Origin of the sequence: Pseudomonas sp. Pseusp11 (assembly GCF_047304405.1) — a bacterium.
Lineage (GTDB): Bacteria > Pseudomonadota > Gammaproteobacteria > Pseudomonadales > Pseudomonadaceae > Aquipseudomonas.
In genome coordinates, this window is sequence record NZ_JBGLZF010000024.1 from 63,916 (window position 1) to 90,134 (window position 26,219).

Sequence of the window (26,219 nt, forward strand, 5' to 3'; positions counted from 1 at the left end):
GGCTGGGAGTTTCAGACTAGTCGTCCTCGTCGCAGACCTGGCCGCAGGGGGCCAGTGTTCAAGGCTTGTGGTGCTAGAGCGCTCACAACGAATGCGATCCGTGCGGATCTGATATTGGCACTGCAAAAAAATGCGAGGGTGGTTTCCACCACCCTCGCATCCTTTCACGCACGCGCTGCCTCAGGCGCTGCCATGGACAATGTCGGTATTCAGAACATCAACCCCGACCAAGGTGATGGTCGTGACTTGTCCGCCCGTTTCGGCAACCGTCACGACGCTGTTGGCGCCGCTGTTGTCGATCGACTGCACAACGGCGTTCTGGTCGCCGTTGAGCACCAGCGTGTCGCGCAGCCCTGCGCTCGCATCGAAGCCGGTGATCTGGTACTTGTTTTGAGGAAGTGACAAGTCGATGTTGAAGGCATCCCGCTCACCACTCGTGCCCACCAGCGTGAAGTCGAAGGTGGTGCCCAAGTCGTTGGCGAACAGGTTGGCGTCGAACGTACTCGTCGCCGAGTCCCCATCCTTGTCTGTCAGCGTCGCGTTGAACGCCAGCTTGACATCGCTGGCCAGGCTCTCGGTCTCATGAGTGAACTCGATCGTCGGGATCTTGATCTCGCCTCGGCCCATCGTGAGCTGAACAGCGTCGATCAACTTCGTGCCCTGCTGCTGAATGAGGAAGGACACCTGTCCACCGGCCTCCGGTGTCACGGTGTTCACCTCGATCAGGTTCGAGAACGTGCCATCCTCGTAGAAGGCCCTGTAGTACAGGTCCTCGGTCGCCGTGTCGTAACCCCCCACGGAGTTGTCGATGAAGACCTTCATGCTCGTCAGCAGGCTTTCCGGGTTGATCACGAAGCTTTCATCGGCATTGCTGATGGCCGCCAGGTTGTCTCCCTGGAACAGGTTATTGGCGATGCCGATGCCGGACGTGCTGACGTTCATGGCCCTCGGGTCGATGTACGACGGCAGCGGGTTGGTCTGTAGCTGGGCTTCGGTGGGGTCGGGGGCTCCAAGCCCGATACCGGTCAGGATGTCCGCAGTCGACGCCGTTGCTTTCGCGGAAAAGAACACAATCTCCTCAGATGGCGAAGGAATCGTCGGCGGATTCTGCGGCGGGATCAGCAATGTGCGCACCGGATCCGGGCCGCCGGCACTGAGCGAACCGTCGGCGCTGCTGAGCACGATCTCGGAACTGAAGCCTTGCACCAGGTCCAGTGCATAGGTGCCATTGGCAAAGGCGGTCAGCGTGTAGTCGACGGAGGTATTCGCGGTGGCGGCGTTGTTGTCGAAATCACCGGTCAGAGTCCCTGCGAAGTGGAACGCGCCATTGACATCCGGTGAGGGCGATTGCTCGGTGAGCGTGCCGGTCCCGGTGGTGGTCGTGTTGTCTGGCCTGACGAGGGTGAATTGGTTATTCACCAACGAAATATCCAGACCTGTTGCACCCAGTCCGTCGGCTCCGGTTGAATGATCCCAGTATCCCTGTTGTGGGAGGATGCTACCGGTTCCGATCAGGTTGCCAAAGGCGAGTGTAGGGCCGTCGTCCTCGAATACCAGGTTTTGCCCGATGTTCAGCGTCGCATGGGCGCTGTCGCCATCCTTGTCGGTTTTGGTTGCGGTCAGGGTCACCAGATTGTCCGCTGACAGGCTCGTCGAATCATCCGGATTGTTTGGATCGGGATGCACTACGGCCCGTTGTTGGTCGAGGGTGACGTCACCGTTGGCAGCCACGCTGACGGTGAACACCAGCAGGTTGGTGGTGGCCGTGCGGCCTTGCACCACACCGCCGTTGAGTGACAGGTTGACCGCCTCACCGGTGGCGGTGTCGGTCAGCCCGGAAGCGCCCGCGACCACGCCCAGTGCATAGGTCAGCGTGCCCGCGCCATCGGCACCAAACGCCGAGGTGAAGTTCGCCGCGAAGCTCTTGGTATCGTCGGTCGTCAGCACCGTTTCGTCGACCGTCAGGATCGGTTCCGTGCCGGTGGTGCTGATGCTGGGTCCGTCATCCTTGAACACCAGGTTCTGCCCGATGTTGAGGGTCGCGTGGGCACTGTCACCGTCCTTGTCGGTGATGGTTGCGGTCAGGGTCACCAGATTGTCCGAGGTCAGCGTCTTCGAATCATCCGGATTGGTCGTGTCGGGATGCACCACGGCACGGATCTGATCGAGGGTGACGTCGCCATTAGCGGCGACACTGACGGTGAACACCAGCAGGTTGGTGGTGGCCGTACGGCCTTCGACCACTGTGCCGTTGAGTGACAGGTTCACCGCCTCACCGGTGGCCGTATCGGTCAGCCCGGAACCGCCCGCGACCACGCCCAGTGCATAGGTCAGCGTACCCGCACCGTCAGCGCCAAATGCCGAGCTGAAGTTGGCGGTAAAGCTCTCGGTGTCGTTGGTGGCCAGCACCGTTTCGTCGACCGTCAGGGTTGGCTCCGTGCCGGTGGTGCTGATGCTTGGACCATCGTCCTTGAACACCAGGTTCTGGCCGATGTTCAGCGTGGCATGGGCACTATCGCCGTCCTTGTCGGTGATGGTGGCGGTCAGGGTCACCAGATTGTCCGAGGTCAGCGTCTTCGAATCATCGGGATTGGTGGTATCGGGATGTACCACGGCGCGGATCTGGTCGAGGGTGACGTCACCATTGGCGGCGACGCTGACCGTGAACACCAGCAGGTTGGTCGTGGCCGTACGGCCTTCGACCACGGTGCCGTTGAGTGACAGGTTCACCGCCTCACCGGTGGCCGTATCGGTCAGCCCGGAACCGCCCGCGACCACGCCCAGTGCATAGGTCAGCGTACCCGCACCGTCAGCGCCAAATGCCGAGCTGAAGTTGGCGGTAAAGCTCTCGGTGTCGTTGGTGGCCAGCACCGTTTCGTCGACCGTCAGGGTTGGCTCCGTGCCGGTGGTGCTGATGCTTGGACCATCGTCCTTGAACACCAGGTTTTGCCCGATGTTCAGGGTGGCATGGGCGCTGTCGCCGTCCTTGTCGGTGATCGTGGCGGTCAGGGTCACCAGGTTGTCCGAGGTCAGACTGGTCGAATCATCCGGATTGGTTGGATCGGGATGCACCACGGCCCGTTGCTGGTCGAGGGTGACGTCGCCGTTGGCGGCGACACTGACAGTGAACACCAGCAGGTTGGTGGTGGCGGTGCGGCCTTCGACCACGGTGCCGTTGAGTGACAGGTTGACGGCCTCACCGGTGGCTGTATCCGTCAGCCCCGAAGGGCCGGCAGTCACGCCCAGCGCATAGGTCAGCGTGCCCGCACCGTCGGCGCCAAACGCCGAGCTGAAGTTCGCTGCAAAGCTCTGGGTGGCGTCGGTGGTCAGTACTGTTTCATCGACCGTCAGGACTGGTTCCGTGCCAGTGGTGCTGATGCTGGGCCCGTCGTCCTTGAACACCAGGTTTTGCCCGATGTTCAGCGTGGCATGGGCACTGTCGCCGTCCTTGTCGGTGATGGTGGCGGTCAGGGTCACCAGGTTGTCCGAGGTCAGACTGGTCGAATCATCCGGATTGGTTGGATCGGGATGCACCACGGCCCGTTGCTGGTCGAGGGTGACGTCGCCATTAGCCGCCACGCTGACGGTGAACACCAGCAGGTTGGTGGTGGCCGTGCGACCTTCCACTACGCTGCCGTTGAGCGACAGGTTGACGGCTTCACCGGTGGCCGTATCGGTCAGTCCGGAGGCACCGGCTACCACGCCCAGCGCATAGGTCAGCGTACCCGCACCGTCAGCGCCAAACGCCGAGCTGAAGTTAGCTGCGAAGCTCTGGGTGGCGTCGGTCGTCAGTACCGTTTCGTCAACCGTCAGGGTTGGCTCCGTGCCGGTGGTGCTGATGCTCGGTCCGTCGTCTTTGAACACCAGGTTCTGTCCAATATTCAGCGTGGCATGGGCACTGTCGCCGTCCTTGTCGGTGATGGTAGCGGTCAGGGTCACCAGATTGTCCGAGGTCAGACTGGTCGAATCATCCGGATTGGTTGGATCGGGATGCACCACCGCCCGTTGCTGGTCGAGGGTGACGTCACCGTTGGCGGCGACACTGACAGTGAACACCAGCAGGTTAGTGGTGGCCGTGCGGCCTTCGACCACTGCACCGTTGAGTGACAGGTTGACTGCCTCACCGGTGGCCGTGTCGGTCAGCCCGGAGGCACCCGCCACCACGCCCAGCGCATAGGTCAGCGTCCCCGCACCGTCGGCGCCAAACGCCGAGCTGAAGTTCGCTGCAAAGCTCTGGGTGGCGTCGGTGGTCAGTACCGTTTCGTCAACCGTCAGGGTTGGCTCCGTGCCGGTGGTGCTGATGCTCGGTCCGTCGTCTTTGAACACCAGATTCTGCCCGATGTTCAGCGTGGCATGGGCACTGTCGCCATCCTTGTCGGTGATGGTGGCCGTCAGGGTCACCAGGTTGTCCGAGGTCAGACTGGTCGAATCATCGGGATTGGTTGGGTCGGGATGCACCACGGCCCGTTGCTGGTCGAGGGTGACGTCGCCATTAGCCGCCACGCTGACGGTGAACACCAGCAGGTTGGTGGTGGCCGTGCGGCCTTCGACTACGGTGCCGTTGAGTGACAGGTTGACGGCTTCACCGGTGGCCGTATCGGTCAGTCCGGAGGCACCGGCTACCACGCCCAGCGCATAGGTCAGCGTCCCCGCGCCGTCGGCGCCAAACGCCGAGCTGAAGTTAGCCGCGAAGCTCTGGGTGGCGTCGGTGGTCAGTACTGTTTCATCGACCGTCAGGACTGGTTCCGTGCCGGTGGTGCTGATGCTGGGCCCGTCGTCCTTGAACACCAGGTTTTGCCCGATGTTGAGCGTGGCATGGGCACTGTCACCGTCCTTGTCGGTGATGGTGGCGGTCAGGGTCACCAGGTTGTCCGAGGTCAGGCTGGTCGAATCATCCGGATTGGTTGCATCGGGATGTACCACGGCGCGGATCTGGTCGAGGGTAACGTCACCATTGGCGGCGACGCTGACGGTGAATACCAGATCGTTGCTAATCGCCGTGCGGCCTTCCACGACTGTACCGTTAAGCGACAAATTCACCGCTTGGCCGGTAGCGGTATCGGTCAGCCCGGAACCGCCCGCGACCACGCCCAATGCATAGGTCAGCGTACCCGCACCGTCGGCGCCAAACGCCGAGCTGAAGTTCGCGGCGAAGTTCTGGGTGGCGTCGGTGGTCAGTACCGTTTCGTCAACCGTCAGGACTGGCTCCGTGCCAGTGGTGCTGATGCTCGGTCCGTCGTCCTTGAACACCAGGTTCTGGCCGATGTTCAGCGTTGCATGGGCACTGTCGCCGTCCTTGTCGGTGATGGTGGCGGTCAGCGTCACCAGATTGTCCGAGGTCAGGCTGGTCGAATCATCCGGATTGGTTGGGTCTGGATGTACCACGGCCCGTTGCTGGTCGAGGGTGACGTCGCCATTAGCCGCCACGCTGACAGTGAACACCAGCAGGTTGGTGGTGGCGGTGCGGCCTTCGACTACGGTGCCGTTGAGTGACAGGTTCACCGCCTCACCGGTGGCTGTATCGGTCAGCCCCGAAGGGCCGGCAGTCACGCCCAGCGCATAGGTCAGCGTGCCCGCACCGTCAGCGCCAAATGCCGAGGTGAAGTTAGCCGCGAAGCTCTGGGTGGCGTCGGTGGTCAGTACCGTTTCGTCAACCGTCAGGGTTGGCTCCGTGCCAGTGGTGCTGATGCTTGGCCCGTCATCCTTGAACACCAGGTTCTGCCCGATGTTGAGCGTGGCATGAGCGCTGTCGCCGTCCTTGTCGGTGATGGTTGCGGTCAGGGTCACCAGATTGTCCGAGGTCAGCGTCTTCGAATCATCCGGATTGGTCGTGTCGGGATGCACCACGGCACGGATCTGGTCAAGGGTGACGTCACCATTGGCGGCCACACTGACGGTGAACACCAGCAGGTTGGTGATGGCCGTTCGACCTTCGACCACTGTGCCGTTGAGCGACAGGTTGACTGCCTCACCGGTGGCGGTATCCGTCAGCCCGGAGCCGCCCGCCACCACGCCCAGTGCATAGGTCAGCGTGCCCGCGCCATCGGCGCCAAACGCCGAAGTGAAGTTGGCGGTAAAGCTCTGGGTGTCGTTGGTGGCCAGCACCGTTTCGTCCACCGTCAGCGTTGGTTCCGTGCCGGTGGCGCTGATGCTTGGCCCATCGTCCTCGAAGATCATCTTGGAGCCGATTTCGGCGGTCGAGGTGGAGGCTTTGCGCAGCGAGAAGCCGCCGATATCAAAATCGGCGTGGTTATCGCCTCTGGCGTCTAGGGCCGCGCCGTTCTCGATGAGTACGCGGTTGTGATCCGAAGTTGTGGTGTATTCAATCTGGTAGCCGGCTTTAATGCCGGTGAGTGTTGCAACCCCACCCGTAAAGCTGATGGTGATGGTCGGATCATTCACAGAGCCGTCGGAATTTTCGATCACCAGCCCGGTGCTATTGTTGATGACTTGAACATTGGTGATGGCAACCGGCGCGTCATTCGCATAGCCGTTGATGAAATTCGCGCCAGGTTCAGCAGCGGTATTGAATGCGCTGATTTTTACCACAGCACTCTTGCCGCTTTGCAACTGCACGACGTCGAAATTGGCCGATGTCGAATTGTAGACGCCGGTAAAGTCGATGTTGGACTCAACATCGGCTTCGGTCTGACTAAGGTTGGGAACGGTCACATCCTGCCTGGCGCCGGTGACGAACGAAAAGCGGATGCCTTCCTGTTCCGTAATCATCTGGTTATTGGTGCCGATGGTGGTCGGGCCACCGCCCTGGCTGGTATTGATCGTGTCGCCGGTGTTTATATTGGCGCCACTAGACTGGTCTGCAGGGTCCTTGCCGGTGGCGATGATGGTGGGATCGGTGATCCGCATGACACCACCATCATTGACAACGGTCGGGTTCGCTTTCGTGAACATCAGGAACAGGTTCTGACCGGAGGGCGCACCGGCCAGGCTGAATCCCAGGTCCTGAGTGACTCCGATGAACACCTTATTCAGTAAATTGAGCGAATCATCGGGGTTCGTCATATCCGGATGCTTCAGCGGTTGGTACTCCACAGTCCAGATCTTGCCGCCCGAGACCGGCGATCCGGTTTCTTCGATATAGCCAGCGAGCACGATCGCGCCGGCTGGGCCCCCGGCGCGGCCCACAACGATGTTATTGTTGCTCGTATCCGTGTAGAGAAGGATGCTGGTGCCATCGAGGGTATCCAGTCCGCTATCCAGGCCATTGAGCGGTGCGCCAGCGCTGTCGACGAAGCGGATATCGGTAACGCCGGACGGGTCGGTGAGGGTGAAGGCATTGCTGCCCGTGTTGCCCGCAGCACCGGTATAGCCACTCAAGGCCGCACCCGTTGCGGTACCTGCACCCAGTGCAGTCAAACGGGTAGAAAAGGCCGAGGGCAGGGACGCCACCAGAATATCGTTATCGTCAGCGTCTCCCGCGGGGCTTGGCGTGGCGGTGAGGTTCTGCAACCCGGCTGTTTCGTCCAGCGTAACGTTCGCGCCGGGCACCACGCTCAGAGCGTTGGCCGTAAGTGACGTTAAGTTGAGGGAAGTCGGATCGCTCGTTAGCGATGAGTTTTGCTCGCGAATAGTCATGATTTTCTCCTGAGCCATTGCGGTCATCGAGGTCGGACCATTGACCTCTGCAACTATGACTAATCGCCGGGAATTGCACATCGGCCGATACTCCCAAGCGGGGTGGGAGTTTCGGCCTACTTGGGAGGGGAAACGGGATGAGGACGCGAAGGCGTGCTGCCCATATTCCGTTTGTGAATGAGCACAGGCCGCTGATGCTCCCTCGGGCTTTAACCGCCAGCGCGTGAGTCAGGCTCAAGTAGCAGGGTGCGGAGGGCGCAGATAGATGAAATCTCGTTTGCCGAAGCGTCTGTTCACCTCCCGGAACTGCAAAAAAAAGCGAGGGTGGTTTTCACCACCCTCGCATCCTTCACACACGCGCTGCCTCAGGCGCTGCCATGGACGATGTCGGTACTCAGCAGATCAACCCCGACCAGGGTGATGGTGGTGATTTGTCCGCCCGTTTCGGTAACCGTCACGATGCTGTTTGCGCCGCTGTTGTCGATCTGGGCAACGGAGCTCTGGTCGCCGTTGAGCACCAGCGTGTCGCGCAGCCCTGCGCTCGCATCGAAGCCGGTGATCTGGTACTTGTTTTGGGCGAATGACAAATCGACGTTGAAGGCATCCCGCTCACCGGCCGTGCCCACCAGCGTGAAGTCGAAGGTGGTGCCCAGGTCGTTGGCGAACAGGTTGGCGTCAAACGCACTTGTCGCCGAGTCCCCATCCTTGTCCGTCAGCGTCGCGTTGAATGCCAGCTTGATATCGCTGGCCAGGCTTTCGGTCGGTTTAATGAACTCGATCACCGGGATCTTGACATCGCCTCGGCCCATCGTGAGCTGAACCGCGTCGATCAACTTCGTGCCCTGCTGCTGAACGAGGAAGGACACTTGTCCGCCGGCTTCCGGTGTTACGGTGTTCACCTCGGTGAGGGCCGAGAACGTGCCATCCTCGTAGTAGGCCCTGTAGTACAGGTCCTCGGTCGCCGTGTTGTAACCCCCCACGGAGTTATCGATGAAGATCTTCATGCCCGCCAGCAAGCTTTCCGGATTGATCACGAAACTTTCATCGGCATTGCTGATGGCCACCAGGTTGTCTCCCTGGAGAATGTTATTGGCGACGCCGATGCCGGACGTGCTGACGTTCATGGCCGCCGGGTCAATGTACGACGGCAGGGGGGTGGTTTGTAGCTGGGCTTCGGTGGGGTCGGGTTTCCCGACCCCGATGCCGGTCAGGATGTCCGAAGTCGACGCAAGCGCCTTCGCGGAAAAGAACACAATCTCCTCTGATGGTGAAGGAATGGTCGGTGGATTCTGCGCCGGGATCAACAGTGTGCGCACCGGATCCGGGCCACCGGCACTGAGCGAACCGTCGGCACTGCTGAGTACGATCTGCGAACTGAAGCCTTGCACCAGGTCCAGTGTATAGGTGCCATTGGCTAAGGCGGTCAGCGTGTAGTCGACGGTGGTATTCGCGGTGGCGGCGTTGTTGTCGAAATCGCCGGTCAACGTGCCTGCAAAGTGGAACGCGCCGTTGACGTCCGGTGAAGGTGACTGCTCGGTGAGCGTGCCGGTTCCGGTGGTGGTCGTGTTGTCTGGCCGGACGAGGGTGAACTGGTTATTCACCAACGAAATATCCAGACCGGTTGCACCCAGTCCGTCGGCTCCGTTTGAATGATCCCAGTACCCTTGTTGTGGAAGGATGCTACCGGTCCCGATCAGGTTGCCGAAGGCGAGTGTTGGGCCGTCGTCCTTGAACACCAGGTTCTGCCCGATGTTGAGGGTCGCCTGGGCGCTGTCACCGTCTCCATCGGTCTTGGTTGCTATCAGCGTCACCAGGTTGTCCGCCGACAGGGTCTTCGAATCATCCGGATTGGTGGCGTCGGGATGCACCACGGCGCGGAGCTGGTCAAGGGTGACGTCGCCGTTGGCGGCCACGCTGGCCGTGAACACCAGCAGGTTGCTGGTGGCCGTGCGGCCTTCGACCACGCCGCCGTTGAGCGACAGGTTCACCGCCTGGCCGCTGGCCGTGTCGGTCAGCCCGGAGGCCCCCACCACCACGCCCAGTGCATAGGTCAGCGTGCCGGCGCCATCGGCACCAAACGCCGAGGTGAAGTTAGACGCAAAGCTCTGGGTGTCGTTGGTCGCCAGCACCGTTTCGTCCACCGTCAGCGTTGGTTCCGTGCCGGTGGTGCTGATGCTTGGCCCGTCATCCTTGAACACCAGGTTCTGGCCGATGTTGAGGGTCGCCTGGGTGCTGTCGCCGTCCTTGTCGGTGATGGTCGCGGTCAGCGTCACCAGATTGTCCGCGGTCAGGGTCTTCGAATCGTCGGGATTGCTGGTGTTGGGATGCACCACGGCGCGGATCTGGTCGAGGGTGACCTCACCATTGGCGGCGACGCTAGCGGTGAACACCAGCAGGTTGGTGGTGGCCGTTCGGCCTTCGACCACGCCACCGTTGAGCGACAGGTTGACTGCCTCACCGGTGGCCGTATCGGTCAGCCCGGAGGCACCGACCACCACGCCCAGCGCGTAGGTCAGCGTGCCCGCACCGTCGGCGCCAAACGCCGAACTGAAGTTGGCGGCAAAGCTCTTGGTATCGTTGGTTGCCAGTACCGTTTCGTCCACCGTCAGCGTTGGCTCGGTGCCGGTGGTGCTGATGCTGGGGGCGTCATCCTTGAACACCAGGTTCTGCCCGATGTTGAGGGTGGCCTGGGCGCTGTCGCCGTCTCCATCGGTCTTGGTTGCCGTCAGCGTCACCAGAGTGTCCGAGGTCAACGTCTTCGAATCATCGGGATTGGTCGCATCGGGATGCACTATGGCGCGGATCTGGTCGAGGGTGACCTCACCATTGGCGGCCACGCTGACCGTGAACACCAGCAGGTTGGTGGTGGCCGTGCGGCCTTCGACCACGCCGCCATTGAGCGACAGGTTGACTGCCTCACCGGTGGCGGTGTCCGTTAACCCTGAGCCTCCCGCTACCACGCCCAGCGCATAGGTCAGCGTACCGGCACCGTCAGCGCCAAACGCCGAGGTGAAGTTGGCGGCAAAGCTCTTGGTATCGTTGGTCGCCAGCACCGACTCGTCGACCGTCAGTGTTGGCTCGGTGCCGGTGGTGCTGATACTCGGCCCGTCGTCCTCGAAAATCATCTTGGAGCCGATTTCGGCGGTTGACGTGCTGGACTGAAGCACCTTGAAGCCGCCAATGTCGAAGTCAGCGTGCGTCTTGTCGCCGTTCTTGTCGGTCAGTAACCCGGCGTTCTCGATCATCACGCGATTGTGGTCGGTCGCCGTGCCGTAGGTGATCTGCGAGTCGGTCGGAACGCCGGTGATCAACACCGTGCCGTCGGCGTTGTAGGTGATGACGGCAGTGCTGACGATGGCGCCCGCGAACGTCTTCACGGTGACACTGCCGTTGGTGATCGCGACCTTTTCGGTGCTGTCGTTGGCGTAGCTGTTGACGAAGTTGACACCGCTCTGCGACCCGCTGACGTTGTCGGCGTTCTTGACGGCGGTGAGCAAGAGCTTCGCAGTCGTGCCGCCCGTCTCTTGCACGACCTTGAAGGTCGCGGAGCGGGCGCCGAAGTACTGGGTGAAGTCGATGTTCTGTTCGATACCCGCTTCGCCCGGGGTCAGGTTGGGGATCGTGAAGTCCGCCTTGGCACCGCTGACGAAGCTGAAGCGCAGGCCTTCCTGTTCGGTGATCGCCTGGTTATTGGTGCCCAGGGTCGTGTTGCCGCCGCCCTGGCTGCTGTTGACCGTGTCGGCGCTGGTGATGGCAGCACCGCTTGCCGACTGATCCAGCGGATCCCTGCCGGTGACGACGATCGAGACGCCAGGAATCCGGCCGTTCGCATCGGCCGTCGCGCCCACGGTCGTGAACATCAGGAACAATTGCTGGCCCGACGGTGCTTTGTCCAGACTGAATTCCGCGTCCTGACTGGCTCCGATGAACACCTTATTCAGCAGATTGAGCGAATCATCGGCGTTCGTCATATCCGGATGCTTGAGCGGTTGGTATTCCACAGTCCAGATCTTGCCGCCCGAGACCGGCGATCCGGTTTCTTCGATATAGGCCGCGAACACGATCGCGCCGCTTGCGCTTCCGGCTCGGCCCACTACGATATTGTTGTTATTGGTATCGGTGTAGAGAAGGATGCTGGTGCCATCGAGGGTATCCAGTCCGCTGTCCAGGCCATTGAGCGGTGCGCCGGCGCTGTCGACGAAGCTGACATCGGTAATACTTGCTCCGGGGTCAACAGTGAGGGTGAATGCATTGCTGCCGGTATTGCCTGCGGCACCGGTATAGCCACTCAAGGCCGCACCCGTTGCGGTACCTGCCCCCAGTGCGGTCAAACGGGTAGAGAAAGTCGAGGGCAGGGACGCCACCAGAATATCGTTGTCGTCAGCGTCTCCCGCGGGGCTTGGCGTGGCGGTGGCGTTCTGCAATCCGGCCGTTTCGTCCAGCGAAACGCTTGCGCCGGAGGCCACAACACCTAGAGCGTTGACCACCGAGTCGAGGGTCGGAATGTATAGAGAGGATGGATCGCCCGTTAGCGATGAATTTTGCTCGCCGATAGCCATGACTTTCTCCAGAGCAAGTGCGGTCATCGAGGCCTGACCGTTGACCTTTGGCCGCAACTATGGATAAACGCCAGCAATTGCGCATCGGCCGAAACTCCCATGCGGGATGGGAGTTTCAGACTACTTGGGAGGGGAAAGGGGAGGAGGGCGCGAAGGCGTAGCGTGTCGCTTATTGCGGTTGTGAATGAGGACAAGACGCCGGGGTTCTAAGGCCGCCCGGGCGTTAACCGCGAGCGCGTCGAGCTGAGTTTGAGTCAGCTCGGGCGGCCGGGATCACGCAATGACACTGGTATGCCGCCAGCGTCATGCAAATCTAACCCTTGTCCATAAAGGCAGGCGAGCTCATGAGGTGCTTCCTCCACGCCGAATCACGATGGGCTGCTCAATCAGCTGCAGTTCGAGCTCACCCGAGGCTGGCACGAAGCGCGGGCCAGTGCTTTCAGGCGTTGCCCGCAACCTCCAGGTGCGCTGCACCTTCGCCAGTTTGGCGACTCCCGACGCCACAGACCAGCGCCGGCAGACCTTCTCCAGCTTGAGCGGGTAAAGGGTGAGTTGGTCGCCGTTGAAGTGCATGCGCAGGAAGCATTTGTGGTCGGCGATACGTTGCGAGGAAAAAACCACCTCGCTATGTAGTCCCCAAAAGGTATTGCCCATGACCATCCAGGCACCGAACAGCAAGCCTCCCAAACCACCGCCGAGCACCAGTGTTCCCACCAGGAACAACAAGACCTGGAGCAGGTTTTCTACCTCGAACTGCAAGTAGTGGATGTTGATACGGCCCATGAGCCACAGCAGCCCGATCGCCAGTCCCAGGTGAAGCAAGCCGTGAACGGCCCCGACGCCATAGGCAAGCTTTCGGGTGCGCTTGACCCCAGCGGCCGAGAGCACTGCGCAGCCCAGAACAATGGTCACGGCGAGCATCACCGACGATGGGCTGTGTGCCAGGACCAGGACCAGCTGTCGCCAAACCTCACGCAGGTTGGGAATAGACGCTTCAAGGCCAGACAATACCTCGATCAGGCTACGGTTATCGCGCGCCGGGTGGGGCACCTTGCTGGCGCTTTCTACCATCCAGTCGAACAGCAGGTACAAGATAGCCAACATGCCGCAGAACGAGAGGTTGTGGGTGGGTAGCCGCCATGCCCGATTACGCAGCTGTTCGGAGGTCTTTTTGTCCGGGTAGGTAGCCGCCAGCTCGTAGTGTTGCCGGGTTCCGCCGACGCTGATCGGCTCAGGCGGATCTGGAAGTTGATGAGTGCCATGCAGGAAGGCGCCACCGCCTCCACAGGTGATGCGTTGCGGCGCCAAGGTGCCGGCTTTTGGCTGGTAGCGCGCGTAGTGGTGCGAGTCCCCGGCCAGGACCACCGCCAACTGGTCACCCAAGAGCTCCTCGATCTCGCGCAGGCTGCTGAAGCGTAGGGTCTGGGTCTCGATCGAGGGCAAGGTCTTGCTCCCCACGCGTGCGAGTCGCTCGGCTTCGTCCACCCAGCTTGGCTCGGGTGTACAGAGGATCACGCGGTCGCCTGGCTGCAGTTTGGCGTGCATCTCTTCGAAGTACTGCTTCTGCTGTCGGTCGATCAACGACTCCAATTGCAGGTCCAGGCCCCAGATCCACCAGCCATCGGGCAGTTGCAGCACGTAGTAACTGGTGCGCTGACGGGTTTCCCAGCCGCCAATGGGCTTCTGCTCGCAAAACAGTTGGGAGAAACCGCGCAGGCCGTCATACCAATCGTGGTTACCGGGCGTCGCCACCATCCACGGTGCACCGGGCTGCGGTACAGGCTGGTCCTGCTCATTCGGGCGCACCTTGGGGACCGGCGCGGGGAAGGCGGCGCGGAAGGGGTCCTGGAAACGGGTGCGATAGCCGGATTGGGCCGGTGTGGGGTAGACCTGATCGCCGCCCAGCAGCAACACGTCGCCGCGCGGCAGCGTGAGCTTCGGCAACTTGGCATCCTGACTGACACACAGCGCCATGGAATAGGTGGAGTCCCAGCCATCGCCGGTATCCGCCAGATAGTCGATCCACACGTCACCGTCGGCAGCCACCTGGATGGGCGGGTTGGAGTCCCGGGGGTTGAGCATGGCCAGCACATCGCGTGGGTCCGCGAAGGCACCCATGGTGGTGGCGGCGGCCGATTGCATGCCCGTACGCATGAGCTGAAACGGGCCTAGCCAGTTGACCATCGGCTCTTGGGTGTAAAGCTCGATGCGGCTATTGGTCGTGGGAGATTGGGTGGCGTGGGTCATGGCGAGGAGCGCAGAGTGCCCCTCTCCAAAGTCGCCATCTCCAGCGCGGAACTCAATCGATTGCTCCTTCATCGCCTAGCCTCCATTGCTGTAAGAGTCCGGTATGCCGGAAGGGTTTGACACCTTGTCGGTTGATAAAGAATAGGTCAGTTATGCGATAGCCGCCGGTTCATGGCAAGACGATCAAAAAGATGGACCCGCCAGAATGGCGGGTCCGAAAGGGGGATCAGAGTGCCGGCAACTGCCCGATGCGACCCATCATCTCGGTCACGATCTGCAGGTCCAGCAGAAACTGGTCGACGGTCTTGAACTCATTGTCGTTGTGGCCGGTGTACTTGAGCTCGGGCCTGGCCAAACCGAACTGCACGCCGTTGGGCAGCTCATGGACCGAGGTGGCGCCGGCAGAGGTACCGAATTTGTGTTCCATGCCAAGGTTTTCGCTGGCCACCGCCAACAGCGCCTTGACCCATTCACCCTCGGGGTTGCGGTACATCGGCTCGGCGATCTTGTAGTCGAAAGCCACTGCAATGTGAGTCTTCTTGCTCCAGGCACCCAGCTTTTCGGCGATTTCGGCCTTGAGCGTTTCCGGGGACTTGCCCTTCGGCACGCGCAGGTTAACTGCGAGCTTGAAGGCTTTTTCATCCATCCCGACGTAGGTCAGGGAGGTGGTCAGCGGGCCCATGAAGGCATCGGAAAAACCGACCCCCAACTTGCCCCCCAGGTAGTCCAGCCCCCAGTTGTCGACGGCATAACGGGCGGCGTCGGTAATGTGGTTGTGCTTGAGCGCGACCTTGCCGTCGAGGCTGTTGATGAAGCCCAGCATCCTAGCCACCGGGTTGATGCCTGACTCGGGCTCGGATGAGTGGGCGGAAACGCCGGTGACCGTGAGCTTGACGTCCTTGCCGACGACCTTGGCAGTCACCTCGAAGTTGCCGCCATTGCGCTTGGCATAATCGCTGCCTGCCTTCTGCAGACTGGCGGCCAATTCGGCGGGCTTGTCAGTCACAAGGGTGGCGACCGACGTCGACGGAATCTGGTTGGTTGCCAGGCCGCCCGTCATTGAGGTGATTTCGGCGCCCTTGCCCTGAGCGTTACGCCGGGCAAAGTTCGCCATGACGGTGCCGTAGCCTTTCTCGGCAATCACCACCGGGTAGCCGCCATCCAGCGCCAGGTTGTAGTTGGGTGTCGGGTTGTGTTCGAAGTAGTAAGGGATGGCGTCGCCGGTGGTTTCCTCGGTGGTGTCTACCAGCAGCTTGAAATGGCGAGCCAGCGGCAGCTTCTCTTCCTTGATGATCTTCATGGCGTAGAGCGCGACCACGATGCCGTTCTTGTCATCCTCGGTGCCTCGGCCATACATGCGATCGCCGACCAGGGTGACCTTGAACGGATCGAGGCGGGTGCCGTCTTTCAGGACCCAGTTCTCCGGCGTCACTGGCACCACATCGGCATGTGCGTGAATGCCCACGATTTCGTCGCCAGCCCCTTCGAGGGAGATTTCATAGACGCGGTTGTCGATATTGCGAAAGTTCAGGTCGAAGGCCTGGGCAAGGCCCTTGAGTTTGTCGGCGATCTTGATGAATTCAGGGTTCTCGTGCTGGGCCACACCGTCCACGCGGAAGGTCGGGATGGCCACCAGTTCGCGCAAGGTCTCGGTGGCAGCGTTGCCGTACTTCACCCGCGCATAGAGGCCAAGCAGGCGATGAATCTCGTTCTGCTGCTCAGCGGAAAGGGGCTTGTTGCCCTGGAAAGCACTGATTGTCGGGCCAAGATTGCCGGTTTTGGCAAGCTCGCTCTTGGCCAGGCGTTCCAGGAACTGCCTGAAATCCGTTACCGATGTATCGCTGAAGGTCTTGAGGATGGTCGCGCTCTGTTGCGGGGTAATGTTGGCGTGCGCTGAGGTGGTGAACGACGAAAGGCTGGCCAGCATCAGGGTTGTCGCGGCCAGGTGCTTGAGTGAGAAATCCATTGCTGGGGGCATTCCTTTGCAGGTGGTTGGTAGGAAATATCTGATTGATTAGTCAGAAACTTTTCCAAACTACCACCAAGAGGGAGTAGTACGGGAGTACCTGAAGTGCGATCTGTCGCACAGAAATGCAAAAGCGACGCAGAAATGAAAAAGCCTACCAATGCAACTCGAAGGCATTTTGCGCGTCCGTCTGGAGGCCGCTGCCCAAGCGTTTGCACTCGCGAGAAAGGGTGTCTTGCAGCCATTGACGGTCATCCCCTTCGGCGTGACAGAGGCGAAAGCGCTGCAGGCGAGTGGGTATCAGCTCCAGCGTCTGCAGGTGCCCGTCCGGGGCCAGCGAGGCAAAGTACAAAAGCCCCAGGTCGCCGCGATAGGTGGTGTGGCCGCCGATGCCTTCGTAATCGTTCAGCAGATCCCCGCAGCCATAGAGAATCAGGTGTTCGCGGTACACCTCGATGCCCTTGATGTGGTGCGAGGAGTGGCCGTGCACCACGTCAACTCCAGCCTCGTCGATCAAGGCATGGGCGAACCGGACCTGTTCCTGCGGGATCTCGAACCCCCAGTTGCCGCCCCAGTGAATGGAGGCGACCACCCGATCCCCCGGATTTTTGTACTTGAGAATTCGTTCGGCGACAGGGCGCAGGCTTTGCATCGACAGATCTTCCAGCCGCGCGACACCCGCGCGGCTATCCGTGGCGGCCCACTGCGGTGGAATGCCGCTGTCGGGAGCGCCGAGGCCAAACACCAGCAAGCGCCGCCCGTCAGGCTGCGCCAGCACGGCGGGCGCTTCGGCGGATTGCCGGTTGTGCCCAGCGCCGGCACTGCATATGCCGTTGCTCGCCAGGGTGGCCAACGTATCGACCAGGCCAGGTGCGCCCCAGTCCAGCACATGGTTGTTGGACAGCACGCAGCAGTCGATACCGGCGGCACTGATGGCCTGGAAGTTCTCCGGGCTCATGCGGTAATTGATGCCCTTTGGCTCCGGTCGTCCGCGTCGGGACACCGCTGTTTCCAGATTGATGATGCGTGCGTATGGATGGCGAAGTTCGAACTCATCCAGCGCAACGCCCCAGATATAGGTGAAATCGACCGGGTGGGGGATCGGACCATTGTGTCTTTCTGCCAGCCGGACGTAATCGCCGGCTTTCTTGACATAGTCTTCGTAAAGCCGCGGATCGCCAGGATGCGGCAGCACTGCGTCGATGCCTCGGGCGGTCATGACATCGCCGGTGAGAAACAGCTTCAGCGTATCGGTAACAGCTGCCATGGCACCCTCCGGATATCCCGAATAGCCTGGATCAACAGTAAATGTCTGTTTTAAAACAAATTAGTTTGTTTTTGGGCTTCCCAGACGCAACGAAAGTTGATAAATTTCCGCGCGTTCTTGCAGAGGCCCTTACAGGGCTTGCAGCGTAGGGACGCAGCAGCTCGATATTGCTCGCAAGCTGCACATTCAGAAAGACAGTGCCAGGCACTCGTCGCAACAGCTACAGGGGCGTCGCCAAGCGGTAAGGCAGCAGGTTTTGATCCTGCCATGCGTTGGTTCGAATCCAGCCGCCCCTGCCATTTTCCTTACACTCATCCAGTCATGACTCAGTCGGCAGTATTGCGCGAGTCCAGGATGGTCGTGTTTACGAGAAACGCCAGTGCCGATTCGGCCTGGCGTTTTTTTGTGTCGGTTAAATATCCCTCCGAACGCAGCGAGCGCGACGCCGTGGCGGCGCGCTCGCCCGTCACTCAGTGGGGCGCGCGAGGGATGGTCTTGAGCAGGTCTTCAGGGCTGATGTGCCCGACAACCTGCTGCACGCTGCCCGGTTGCGGCAGACCAAGGATGTGCCCCTTCATCTTGCCGATCACGTGCATCTCGCAAGGCTTGCAGTCGAACTTCAGCGTCAGTACCTCGTCACCGTGCACCAGCTGCATCGGCGCGACCTTGGTGCGCACGCCGGTGACGCCCTTGGCCTGCTTCGGGCAGAGGTTGAAGGAGAAACGCAGGCAGTGCTTGGTGATCATCACCGGCACCTCGCCGGTTTCCTCGTGAGCCTCGTAGGCTGCGTCGATCAGCTTGACGCCGTGCCGGTGATAGAAGTCGCGGGCTTTCTGGTTGTAGACGTTGGCCAGGAACGACAGGTGGGACTCCGGGTACACCGGTGGCGGATTGGTCTCGGCCTTGCGACCACCCCGTGGGTGGGCTTCGATGCGGGCCGCGGTCAGCGCTTCGATGACTTCGCGGCGCAAGGCCTTGAGCTGCGAGTTCGGAATGAAATACGCCTGCGGTGCATCCAGCTTGATATCCGTGGCGTGGTACTGCGTGGTGCCCAATTGGCCGAGCAAGTCGTGCAGTTGCTCCAGGGCCTGTTCTGGCTTGTTGGCCAGGCCGAATGGACCGTCCAGGGCGACATTGGCGCTGACACCTTCCTCGCTGGTGGCGGTCAGTTCGAGGCGATCCTCACGCAGGCGAGCGACCCAGGCCAGGCCCACCCGGCGCTCGGCGGAGGTCTTGAGCAGGGCCTGCTGCCAGTTGTGGTCGAGGTTGCGACTCAGCGGGTGATTCGGCCGCAACTGGTGCAGCCCCTTCGGCATTTCGTTGGGCTCGACACGGTAGCGGTAGCGCTTTTCACCGTCTTCTTCGAACTCGCCTTTCGGTTCGGCGATGTTGGTACGCCAGCCCACCACCTCGCGCTTGACCAGCACATTGAGGCCGTCGCCGTTGGACAGCGGTTCGTGGGTGACCACCAGCAGGTCGCGCTTGCCGACTTTTTCCACTACGCCCACCGGCAGGCCGGTGAAGGTCGGCGAGTCGAAGGCGCCGATGTCGATCTTGCGCTCGCTGACGAAGTAGTCGGTGCTGCCGCGATGGAAAGTCTTGTCCGGATCGGGCAGGAAGAAGTGCGCGGTGCGGCCGCTGGAAGCGCGAGCCAGGTCCGGACGGTCTTCGAGGACGTCGTCCAGGCGTTGGCGATAGTAGGCGGTGATGTTCTTCACATAGCCCATGTCCTTGTAGCGCCCCTCGATCTTGAACGAGCGTACGCCGGCTTCCACCAGCGCGCGGATGTTGGCGCTCTGGTTGTTGTCCTTCATCGACAGGAGGTGTTTTTCGTAAGCGATCACACCGCCTTTTTCGTCCTTGAGGGTGTACGGCAGACGGCAAGCCTGGGAGCAATCGCCACGGTTGGCACTACGCCCGGTTTGCGCATGGGAGATGTTGCACTGGCCGGAGAACGCCACGCACAGCGCGCCATGGATGAAAAACTCGATGGCTGCGTCGGTTTCGTCGGCAATGGCGCGGATCTCCTGCAGGTTCAGCTCGCGGGCCAATACCAGCTGCGAGAAACCGGCCTGATCGAGGAACTTCGCCCGCGCCAGGGTGCGGATGTCGGTCTGGGTGCTGGCGTGCAGCTCGATCGGCGGAATGTCCAGCTCCATCACGCCCAGATCCTGGACGATCAGCGCATCGACGCCGGCGTCGTACAACTGGTGGATCAGCTTGCGCGCCGGTTCCAGCTCGTTGTCATGCAGGATTGTGTTGATGGTGGTGAACACCCGCGCGTGATAGCGACGGGCGAATTCCACCAATTGGGCGATATCGCTCACCTCGTTACAGGCGTTGTGGCGGGCGCCGAAGCTCGGGCCGCCGATATACACCGCGTCGGCGCCATGCAGGATGGCCTCGCGGGCGATGGCCACGTCACGGGCGGGGCTGAGCAATTCCAGGTGATGCTTGGGTAGGGACATGTTTTTTTAGTCTGGCTTGTCACGGTCAAGGTGCGCATTGTAGCGGCGAAACGCTTGACCGGCACCCGTATGCTGCCCGATGGCTACGTTGTGATCGAGTCTTTGGCCGCCGCTGAGGGCCGCGCAGCCAACGTGATGACCTGCGCAAGGCGCCTGGTCGCGGACTCAATGTCTTCGGCACTGAAACCGCCCAAGCCCAGAATCAATCCCGAACGGCCATTGCCACCGGCATACATCGGCGACACGGCACGTACCGATACCTGAACTTCGGAAGCTTTGGCGGCGACCCACTGATCGTCGATACCCTCCGCCAGCCAAAGCACCAGATGCATGCCCTGATCGCTCGGCTCCAGCCATGCAAGTTCGCGAGGAATCAGTCTGGCAACCGCCTCGATGATTTGCTTGTGGATGTCTGCGTACACGCCGCGAATTCGCCGGATGTGCCGGTCCAGATGTCCTTCTGCGATGAATGCTGCGAGCACGTGCTGATCGGCGTTGGCGGGATGCCGATCCATCAGGACCCGCGCACCGCAAAAGGCTTGCACCAGATAAGGCGGAACGATTGCGTAGCCGAGTCGTAACGAGGGGAACAGTATTTTGCTGAACGTCCCCAGGTAGATCACCCGGTCGGGGTCCAGCCCCTGCAAGGATGGAAAAGGGTGGCCGGCGTAACGCAGTTCACTGTCGTAATCGTCCTCGACGATCCAGGCATCGGACGCCCTGGCCCATGACAACAAGGCATCGCGCCTGGCCATGCTCATTGGCATGCCGAGTGGATATTGATGTGACGAGGTCACGAAGGCTGCCCGTGCCTGGAGGCATTGCGCTATGCCGTTTTCAACATTCAGCCCCTCGGCATCAACCGGGACGCGGATCATTTGATTTGTATGGCCTGCGCTTTCCAGAATTCCTGTGATACCCCGGTAGGCCGGATCCTCCACCCACGCGAAATCCCCCACGTCGAGCAGCACCTGACAGGCGAGATACAGGCCCTGTTGCGTGCCGGAAGTAATGATCACCTGGCTCGCCTCACAGCGCACAGAGCGTGACTTGCGTACGTAATCCGCTACCGCTTCCCGTAACTCAAGCGCGCCTTGTGGATCGCCGTATCCCGAGGGCGCTCCAGCCCCTCGCGCCCTGATGCGATTGCCAAGGCGACGCCAAATATCATCAGGCGCCGCTTTGCCAATCGGCACCGAGACCGAGAACGGAATCTGCGGCGCTGCTGCAAATTGCCGGGCCACCTGAGCGAACCGTTCGATTCGGGAAGAGGGCGTCCACGACCTGGTTTCAGTTGGCCGACCTTGTTCCTGCCGGGTGGTTGGCGACGCTTCTGCCAAAGAGCGGGCCACCCGCGTGCCCGCTCTGCCTTGGGATTCCAGGAAGCCCTCGGCGATCAACTGCTCAAAGGCTTCGATGACGGTGCCTCGGGCAATCGTCAGCGACTTTCCGAGAATGCGCGTCGATGGCAGCAGTTCGTCGGGCTTGAGGTCGCCCCTGCGGATCGCGGATCGCAGCGCTTGAGCAAGCTGTCGCCCCAATTGACCGGCGGTTCGATCCAGCGTGCCCAGTGATGGAATTTCAACAACGTTGGCTTTTCGTGCCATCAATTCTGGCTCAGTGATTATGTTGGATATTGGCTCTATACCATGGGCCAGTTCATCCACACAATTCACACGAAGGCCACCTCACCACTGGCGCGCTGTCCCCACCCTTGAACGATTGAAGGAGTTGATATGTACGTACCTGCCCATTTTGATGAGCCTCGCGCCGAAGCCCTTCATGAACTGATCGTGCAGCACCCGCTGGGCATTCTGTTTACCAACGGTGAAAGCGGACTGGATGCCAACCACATTCCTTTCGAGTTGAAGGCTGCGCAGGGGCAGTTCGGTGTTCTCCAGGCGCACGTCGCGCGCGCCAACCCAGTCTGGCAAGACGTGAAAGACGGGGACGAAGTGCTGGTGGTTTTTCGCGGTGCCGAGGCTTACATCTCGCCCACCTGGTATCCGAGCAAGCACAAGACCCATAAACAGGTTCCGACCTGGAACTACAAGGTGGTGCACGCCCATGGGAGGATCACCATTCGCGATGATGAGCGCTATGTCCGTGGGTTGGTGGCGCTCCTGACCCGAACCCATGAGTCATCCCAGCCCGAGCCATGGAAAATGACGGACGCCCCGAAGGACTACATTGCCTCAATGCTTAAGGCGATCGTAGGGATAGAGATCGAGATCACCCGCCTGGTTGGTAAGTTCAAGCTGGGTCAGAACAAGGAAGCGAGAGACATCCGTGGTGCCGCTCAGGCACTCAAGGACAGCGGAAAAATCGTATTGGGAGAGGCAATGCTCGCGGGTGTCGATGCCAAATCCTGAGACGCCTCGTACACTGGCTGGTCTACGGCGCTCGCACTCATAGCGACGCCCTGACCACCAATGGACAATCAACCGGCTGGGCTCCCTCTACCTCAAGGGCTTCGATCAGGTGCCGGGCTGCATTGCGACCGATTTCGTAGTACGGCAGTTGCACCGTGGTCAGCGGCGGGATGAACAGTTCGGCGATACCGATCATGTTGTCGTAGCCGAGCACGGCGACATCGCCGGGAATTTTCAGGCCTCGGCTCAACAACAGCTGATAGGCACAAAACGCGATGCGGTCGTTGCCACAGATCAGAATGTCGAATTGTGGGCGACCCTCAACAATGTGCCGGTCGAGGATGGCTGCGGTTTCACCGTAGGCGTCATGCTCGGAAAGGTCGTATTGCAGAAGCGCGTCAGGCGCCAGCCCGAATGCCTGACAGGCGCGCAGCAGGCCTTCTTGTCGCAGCCCCCAGGCCAGGCTCTGTTTTGGCAGATTGATGCACAGTGGGCGCCGATAGCCCTGGCTCAACGCGTGATGCACGGCGCGATACTGCCCCGTTTCGTCGTCCGGTACGTAACTGACCAGGCGACTGTCATCGGCCAGGCAATTGGCGAGTACCAGCGGTTTGCTCTTCAAGCGCTCGGGAATGCTGACGTGGCGAAAGCCCATGGCGCTGAAGATCAGCCCGTCGGGGCGGTGCGACAGCATCAGGTCGATGTTCTGGTCAGTGGGCGGGTTGCTCAACAGGTTAAGGATGAAGACATTCCAGCCAGCCTGTTGCGCGGTCTGTTCGATGGACAGCAGCAGTTCCACCGCGAACGGTGTGGTCGCGGTGTCCAGCGCGAACACACCGATGGTGCGCGACTGGAGGTTGTCGCCGCGCATCTTGCGCGCCGACAGGCTCGGTACGAATTGCAGTTCATCAATGGCGCGACGCACCCGCTGAAGGGTCTCGGGGCTCAGTTTTTCCGGGTTGTTGAGCGCTCGAGAAACCGTCATCAGGGACACGCCGGCCAGTTGTGCAACGTCTTTCACTGAAGTCATGCGAGGCGAGGCCGGTCAGGTTGACGCAGAATCATGACACAGGGCCCGGGCTTCTCGCGACTCGAATGACAACGCTCATACCCAACCTGAAGCGAGAGGCCATGCCCTGGGAATCGAAGCACGCCCGCCACTGCCGTGGTTAAACAACTTCACCCCCAGACTGTCGGACCGCGGATAGAGGCGGCTGCTGAGGCTGAAGCGCCCGTTTTCGTCGAACACCTCGATGGACGAGCGATCGAGAAACACGCGCAGTTGCAGTCGCTCTTGTGTCGGGTCTATCGGCACACTGCGCTGGCCGCTGACTTGCGCACCCGAGCGGCTGCGGTCCAGCACCAGGCGCTGTAATGCCGCATCGTAATAGAGCAGGGTTTCTTCACGGCCATCGTCGCTGCAGCGCAAGGCGATGCCCAAGTGCCCGTCGGTGCAACCGAGCAGATCCAGATGCACATGGATTTCCAGCAGGTCGCCATTCACTTCCGGTACCCGCCGGGCCCCCGAACCATCCCACCAGGACGTACCCGGCAATGGCGCCTCGCGCAGTGCGGTGAGCTCCCGTGCCGGATACACGCAAAGGCGATCGTCATGCAGTTCAAGTTCGCGCGGCAAACCGAGCATGCCGCACCAGTGATGGGCCTGGCTCGGCATCGGGCTTTCCCACATGTCGAGCCACGCCCATACCAGGCGCCGACCATCGGCGGCCACCAGCGTTTGCGCGGCATAGAAATCGTGGCCGTTATCCAGCTCGATAAAAGGCCCGCCGGTGAAGTGCCATTGGCTGTCGAGTTGGCCCACTCGATAACCGGTCTGGTATTTGTTGAGCCGTTCGTAACCGTGGGGTTGCATGCCCTGAGGGGAGTACAGCAGCACGTCGCGCCCGTTCAGGCGAAACAGATCCGGGCACTCCCACATATAGCCATCCCCCTCGCTGCCGCTGGCTACATAGTCGAGGAACTCCCAGGTGTGCAGATCCGTGGAACGGTACAGCGGCAGCAGCGGCTTATCACCCAGCCGTGCGCCGGCAATCAGGAACCAATAGTCATCTTCCCGCCAGACCTTGGGGTCACGAAAATGCATGATCGTGTCGTGCGGCGCAGTCTCGATGACAGCGCCATGCTTGACGAAGCGAATGCCGTCGACACTGGTGGCCAGGCACTGGACTTGACGGATCGAGCTTTCATCACCCACGTCCTTCAGCCAGGTGTGCCCGGTGTAGATCAGCGCCAGGGTGTCTCCACACACCACCGCGCTACCGGAAAAACAACCGTCGCGATCGAAGTCATCACCGGGCGCCAGGGCAATCGGCAGATGCTGCCAATGGACCAGGTCGGCACTCTTGGCATGCCCCCAGTACATCGGGCCCCACTTCGCGTCAAAGGGGTGGTGTTGATAGAAAACGTGATACTCGCCACGGAAGTACACCACCCCGTTAGGGTCGTTCATCCAGCCTGTCGGGGGGGCAAGGTGATAACCGGGGCGGTAATCGTGGATGACCCGAGACAGGCCATCACTCAGCGCTCGCTGCGCAGCAGATATTGAATCGTTCATGGTATTCAAAGACAAAGTCATAGGGCGCCTGCTCGTGCCGGGCGCAGTGGGACGGTTTCAATGGCATGTGGATGACGCTTCAAGGCCGTGCCGTCGGCGTCGAACAGGTGCAGGTTGTCGATGTCCAGCAGCAGCTCGACTCGGTCGCCTGCCTGCCATCCAGCGTGGACCTCACAACGACAGATCAGTGGCTCGTCCTGACCTGTCTCGAGGTGCACATAAGTTTCACTGCCCAGGTATTCGACCGCGGTCACCACGATGCCGGCGGCTCCTTCCGCTGCCTTGAGCGACACATGCTCCGGGCGAATCCCCAGGCTCAGCGGAGCGTCCGTCGCCAGGTTCGAGCTGTCGAAGGGCAGGGACGTCATCCCCAACACGGGGCTGTCGACCAGGCTGGTTTCGCCTGGTGCCTGCAAGCGTGCCGGCAGAAAGTTCATTCTGGGTGAGCCGAGAAAGCCGGCGACAAAGCGACTGGCCGGGCGCTCATAGAGTTCGCGTGGTGAGCCGACCTGTTCGACACGACCGCCATTGAGCACGACAATTTTGTCGGCCAGGGTCATCGCTTCCACTTGATCGTGGGTGACGTAGATCATGGTCGAGCCCAGCCGGGCATGCAGCCTGGCGATTTCGTTGCGCATCTGCACCCGCAAGGACGCATCCAGGTTGGAGAGCGGCTCATCGAACAACAGAATGTCCGGTTCCCGCGCCATGGCTCTGCCCATGGCTACACGCTGACGCTGCCCACCGGACAATTCCTTTGGCTTGCGTTGCAGCAGTTTGTCCAGTTGCAGGATTTGCGCGGTTTTCAGCACACGTTCGCGCAGGCTGGTCTTTTCGGTCTTGGCCAGTTTGAGACCAAAACTGATGTTGTCGTAGACGCTCATGTGCGGGTACAGCGCATAAGACTGAAACACCATGCCGACGCCACGCTCGCGCGGCTCCAGGTCGTTGACCCGACGCCCGTCGATCAGCAGGTCGCCGGCGCAGATCGAATCCAGTCCGGCGATCAGTCGCAGCAGGGTCGATTTGCCGCAGCCCGAAGGGCCGACGAACACCACGAACTCACCCGCCGCGATCTCCAGGTTGACGTCGCGCAGAATCCGCGCGCCGCCCAATTGTTTGTTCACGTTATCCAGTTTCAACTTGATCACGATGCTGTTCCTTGTAGT

The 26,219-nt window shown here is 61.0% G+C and carries 11 protein-coding genes and 1 tRNA gene; 2 read left to right on the forward strand and 10 right to left on the reverse strand.

Annotated features, from left to right (window positions below):
* Positions 1-180: 180 nt before the first annotated feature.
* The 5 genes from ACCC96_RS19845 to ACCC96_RS19865 all read right to left on the reverse strand — a co-directional run bounded on the left by ACCC96_RS19845 (position 181) and on the right by ACCC96_RS19865 (position 17,635).
* Positions 181-7,596 carry a DUF5801 repeats-in-toxin domain-containing protein gene (locus ACCC96_RS19845; protein WP_413696696.1) on the reverse strand — a complete coding sequence of 2,472 codons (7,416 nt, stop codon included), beginning with the start codon at positions 7,594-7,596 and terminating at the stop codon, positions 181-183.
* A gap of 365 nt (positions 7,597-7,961) precedes the next feature.
* Positions 7,962-12,155, reverse strand: coding sequence for a DUF5801 repeats-in-toxin domain-containing protein (locus ACCC96_RS19850; RefSeq protein ID WP_413696710.1), 4,194 nt, complete (start codon positions 12,153-12,155; stop codon positions 7,962-7,964).
* A gap of 342 nt (positions 12,156-12,497) precedes the next feature.
* On the reverse strand, positions 12,498-14,474 hold the full coding sequence (locus ACCC96_RS19855; RefSeq protein WP_413696697.1) for a preprotein translocase subunit YajC: 1,977 nt from the start codon (positions 14,472-14,474) through the stop codon (positions 12,498-12,500).
* Positions 14,475-14,628: 154 nt separating this feature from the next.
* On the reverse strand, positions 14,629-16,368 hold the full coding sequence (locus ACCC96_RS19860) for a dipeptidase (protein WP_413696698.1): 1,740 nt from the start codon (positions 16,366-16,368) through the stop codon (positions 14,629-14,631).
* 154 nt (positions 16,369-16,522) lie between these two features.
* Positions 16,523-17,635, reverse strand: coding sequence for a CapA family protein (locus ACCC96_RS19865; protein ID WP_413696699.1), 1,113 nt, complete (start codon positions 17,633-17,635; stop codon positions 16,523-16,525).
* 224 nt (positions 17,636-17,859) lie between these two features.
* Here ACCC96_RS19865 and ACCC96_RS19870 point away from each other — a divergent pair.
* A tRNA-Gln gene (locus tag ACCC96_RS19870) sits at positions 17,860-17,934 on the forward strand.
* 171 nt (positions 17,935-18,105) lie between these two features.
* On the opposite strand, the gene ACCC96_RS19875 is transcribed toward ACCC96_RS19870, so the two are convergent.
* A complete protein-coding gene (locus tag ACCC96_RS19875) occupies positions 18,106-20,103 on the reverse strand; it encodes a peptidase U32 family protein (RefSeq protein WP_018928889.1) in 1,998 nt (665 codons plus the stop codon).
* Between the two features lie 83 nt (positions 20,104-20,186).
* The gene (locus ACCC96_RS19880) at positions 20,187-21,710 is read right to left on the reverse strand and encodes a PLP-dependent aminotransferase family protein (RefSeq protein WP_413696700.1); all 1,524 of its coding nucleotides are present in this window, start codon (positions 21,708-21,710) and stop codon (positions 20,187-20,189) included.
* 129 nt (positions 21,711-21,839) lie between these two features.
* Here ACCC96_RS19880 and ACCC96_RS19885 point away from each other — a divergent pair, with 129 nt between their 5' ends.
* On the forward strand, positions 21,840-22,475 hold the full coding sequence (locus tag ACCC96_RS19885) for an FMN-binding negative transcriptional regulator (RefSeq protein WP_413696701.1): 636 nt from the start codon (positions 21,840-21,842) through the stop codon (positions 22,473-22,475).
* Positions 22,476-22,512: 37 nt separating this feature from the next.
* Here ACCC96_RS19885 and ACCC96_RS19890 read toward each other — a convergent pair whose 3' ends face one another.
* The 3 genes from ACCC96_RS19890 to ACCC96_RS19900 all read right to left on the reverse strand — a co-directional run bounded on the left by ACCC96_RS19890 (position 22,513) and on the right by ACCC96_RS19900 (position 26,201).
* Positions 22,513-23,505: a LacI family DNA-binding transcriptional regulator gene (locus ACCC96_RS19890; RefSeq protein WP_413696702.1), complete on the reverse strand. Its 993-nt coding sequence runs from the start codon at positions 23,503-23,505 to the stop codon at positions 22,513-22,515.
* Positions 23,506-23,580: 75 nt separating this feature from the next.
* The gene (locus tag ACCC96_RS19895; protein WP_413696703.1) at positions 23,581-25,071 is read right to left on the reverse strand and encodes a glycoside hydrolase family 32 protein; all 1,491 of its coding nucleotides are present in this window, start codon (positions 25,069-25,071) and stop codon (positions 23,581-23,583) included.
* Positions 25,068-26,201 (reverse strand): ABC transporter ATP-binding protein, encoded by a 1,134-nt coding sequence (locus ACCC96_RS19900; protein WP_413696704.1) that lies wholly within the window; start codon positions 26,199-26,201, stop codon positions 25,068-25,070. The genes ACCC96_RS19895 and ACCC96_RS19900 overlap by 4 nt, the downstream gene beginning before the upstream one ends.
* Between the last annotated feature and the right edge of the window lie 18 nt (positions 26,202-26,219).

Excerpts from the sequence above, each read along its gene's own strand:
- ACCC96_RS19845 (WP_413696696.1), bottom strand. The coding sequence starts at position 7,596 with ATGACTATTCGCGAGCAAAACTCATCGCTAACGAGCGATCCGACTTCC.
- ACCC96_RS19850 (WP_413696710.1), bottom strand. The coding sequence starts at position 12,155 with ATGGCTATCGGCGAGCAAAATTCATCGCTAACGGGCGATCCATCCTCT.
- ACCC96_RS19855 (WP_413696697.1), bottom strand. The coding sequence starts at position 14,474 with ATGAAGGAGCAATCGATTGAGTTCCGCGCTGGAGATGGCGACTTTGGA.
- ACCC96_RS19860 (WP_413696698.1), bottom strand. The coding sequence starts at position 16,368 with ATGGATTTCTCACTCAAGCACCTGGCCGCGACAACCCTGATGCTGGCC.
- ACCC96_RS19865 (WP_413696699.1), bottom strand. The coding sequence starts at position 17,635 with ATGGCAGCTGTTACCGATACGCTGAAGCTGTTTCTCACCGGCGATGTC.
- ACCC96_RS19875 (WP_018928889.1), bottom strand. The coding sequence starts at position 20,103 with ATGTCCCTACCCAAGCATCACCTGGAATTGCTCAGCCCCGCCCGTGAC.
- ACCC96_RS19880 (WP_413696700.1), bottom strand. The coding sequence starts at position 21,710 with ATGGCACGAAAAGCCAACGTTGTTGAAATTCCATCACTGGGCACGCTG.
- ACCC96_RS19885 (WP_413696701.1), top strand. The coding sequence starts at position 21,840 with ATGTACGTACCTGCCCATTTTGATGAGCCTCGCGCCGAAGCCCTTCAT.
- ACCC96_RS19890 (WP_413696702.1), bottom strand. The coding sequence starts at position 23,505 with ATGACTTCAGTGAAAGACGTTGCACAACTGGCCGGCGTGTCCCTGATG.
- ACCC96_RS19895 (WP_413696703.1), bottom strand. The coding sequence starts at position 25,071 with ATGACTTTGTCTTTGAATACCATGAACGATTCAATATCTGCTGCGCAG.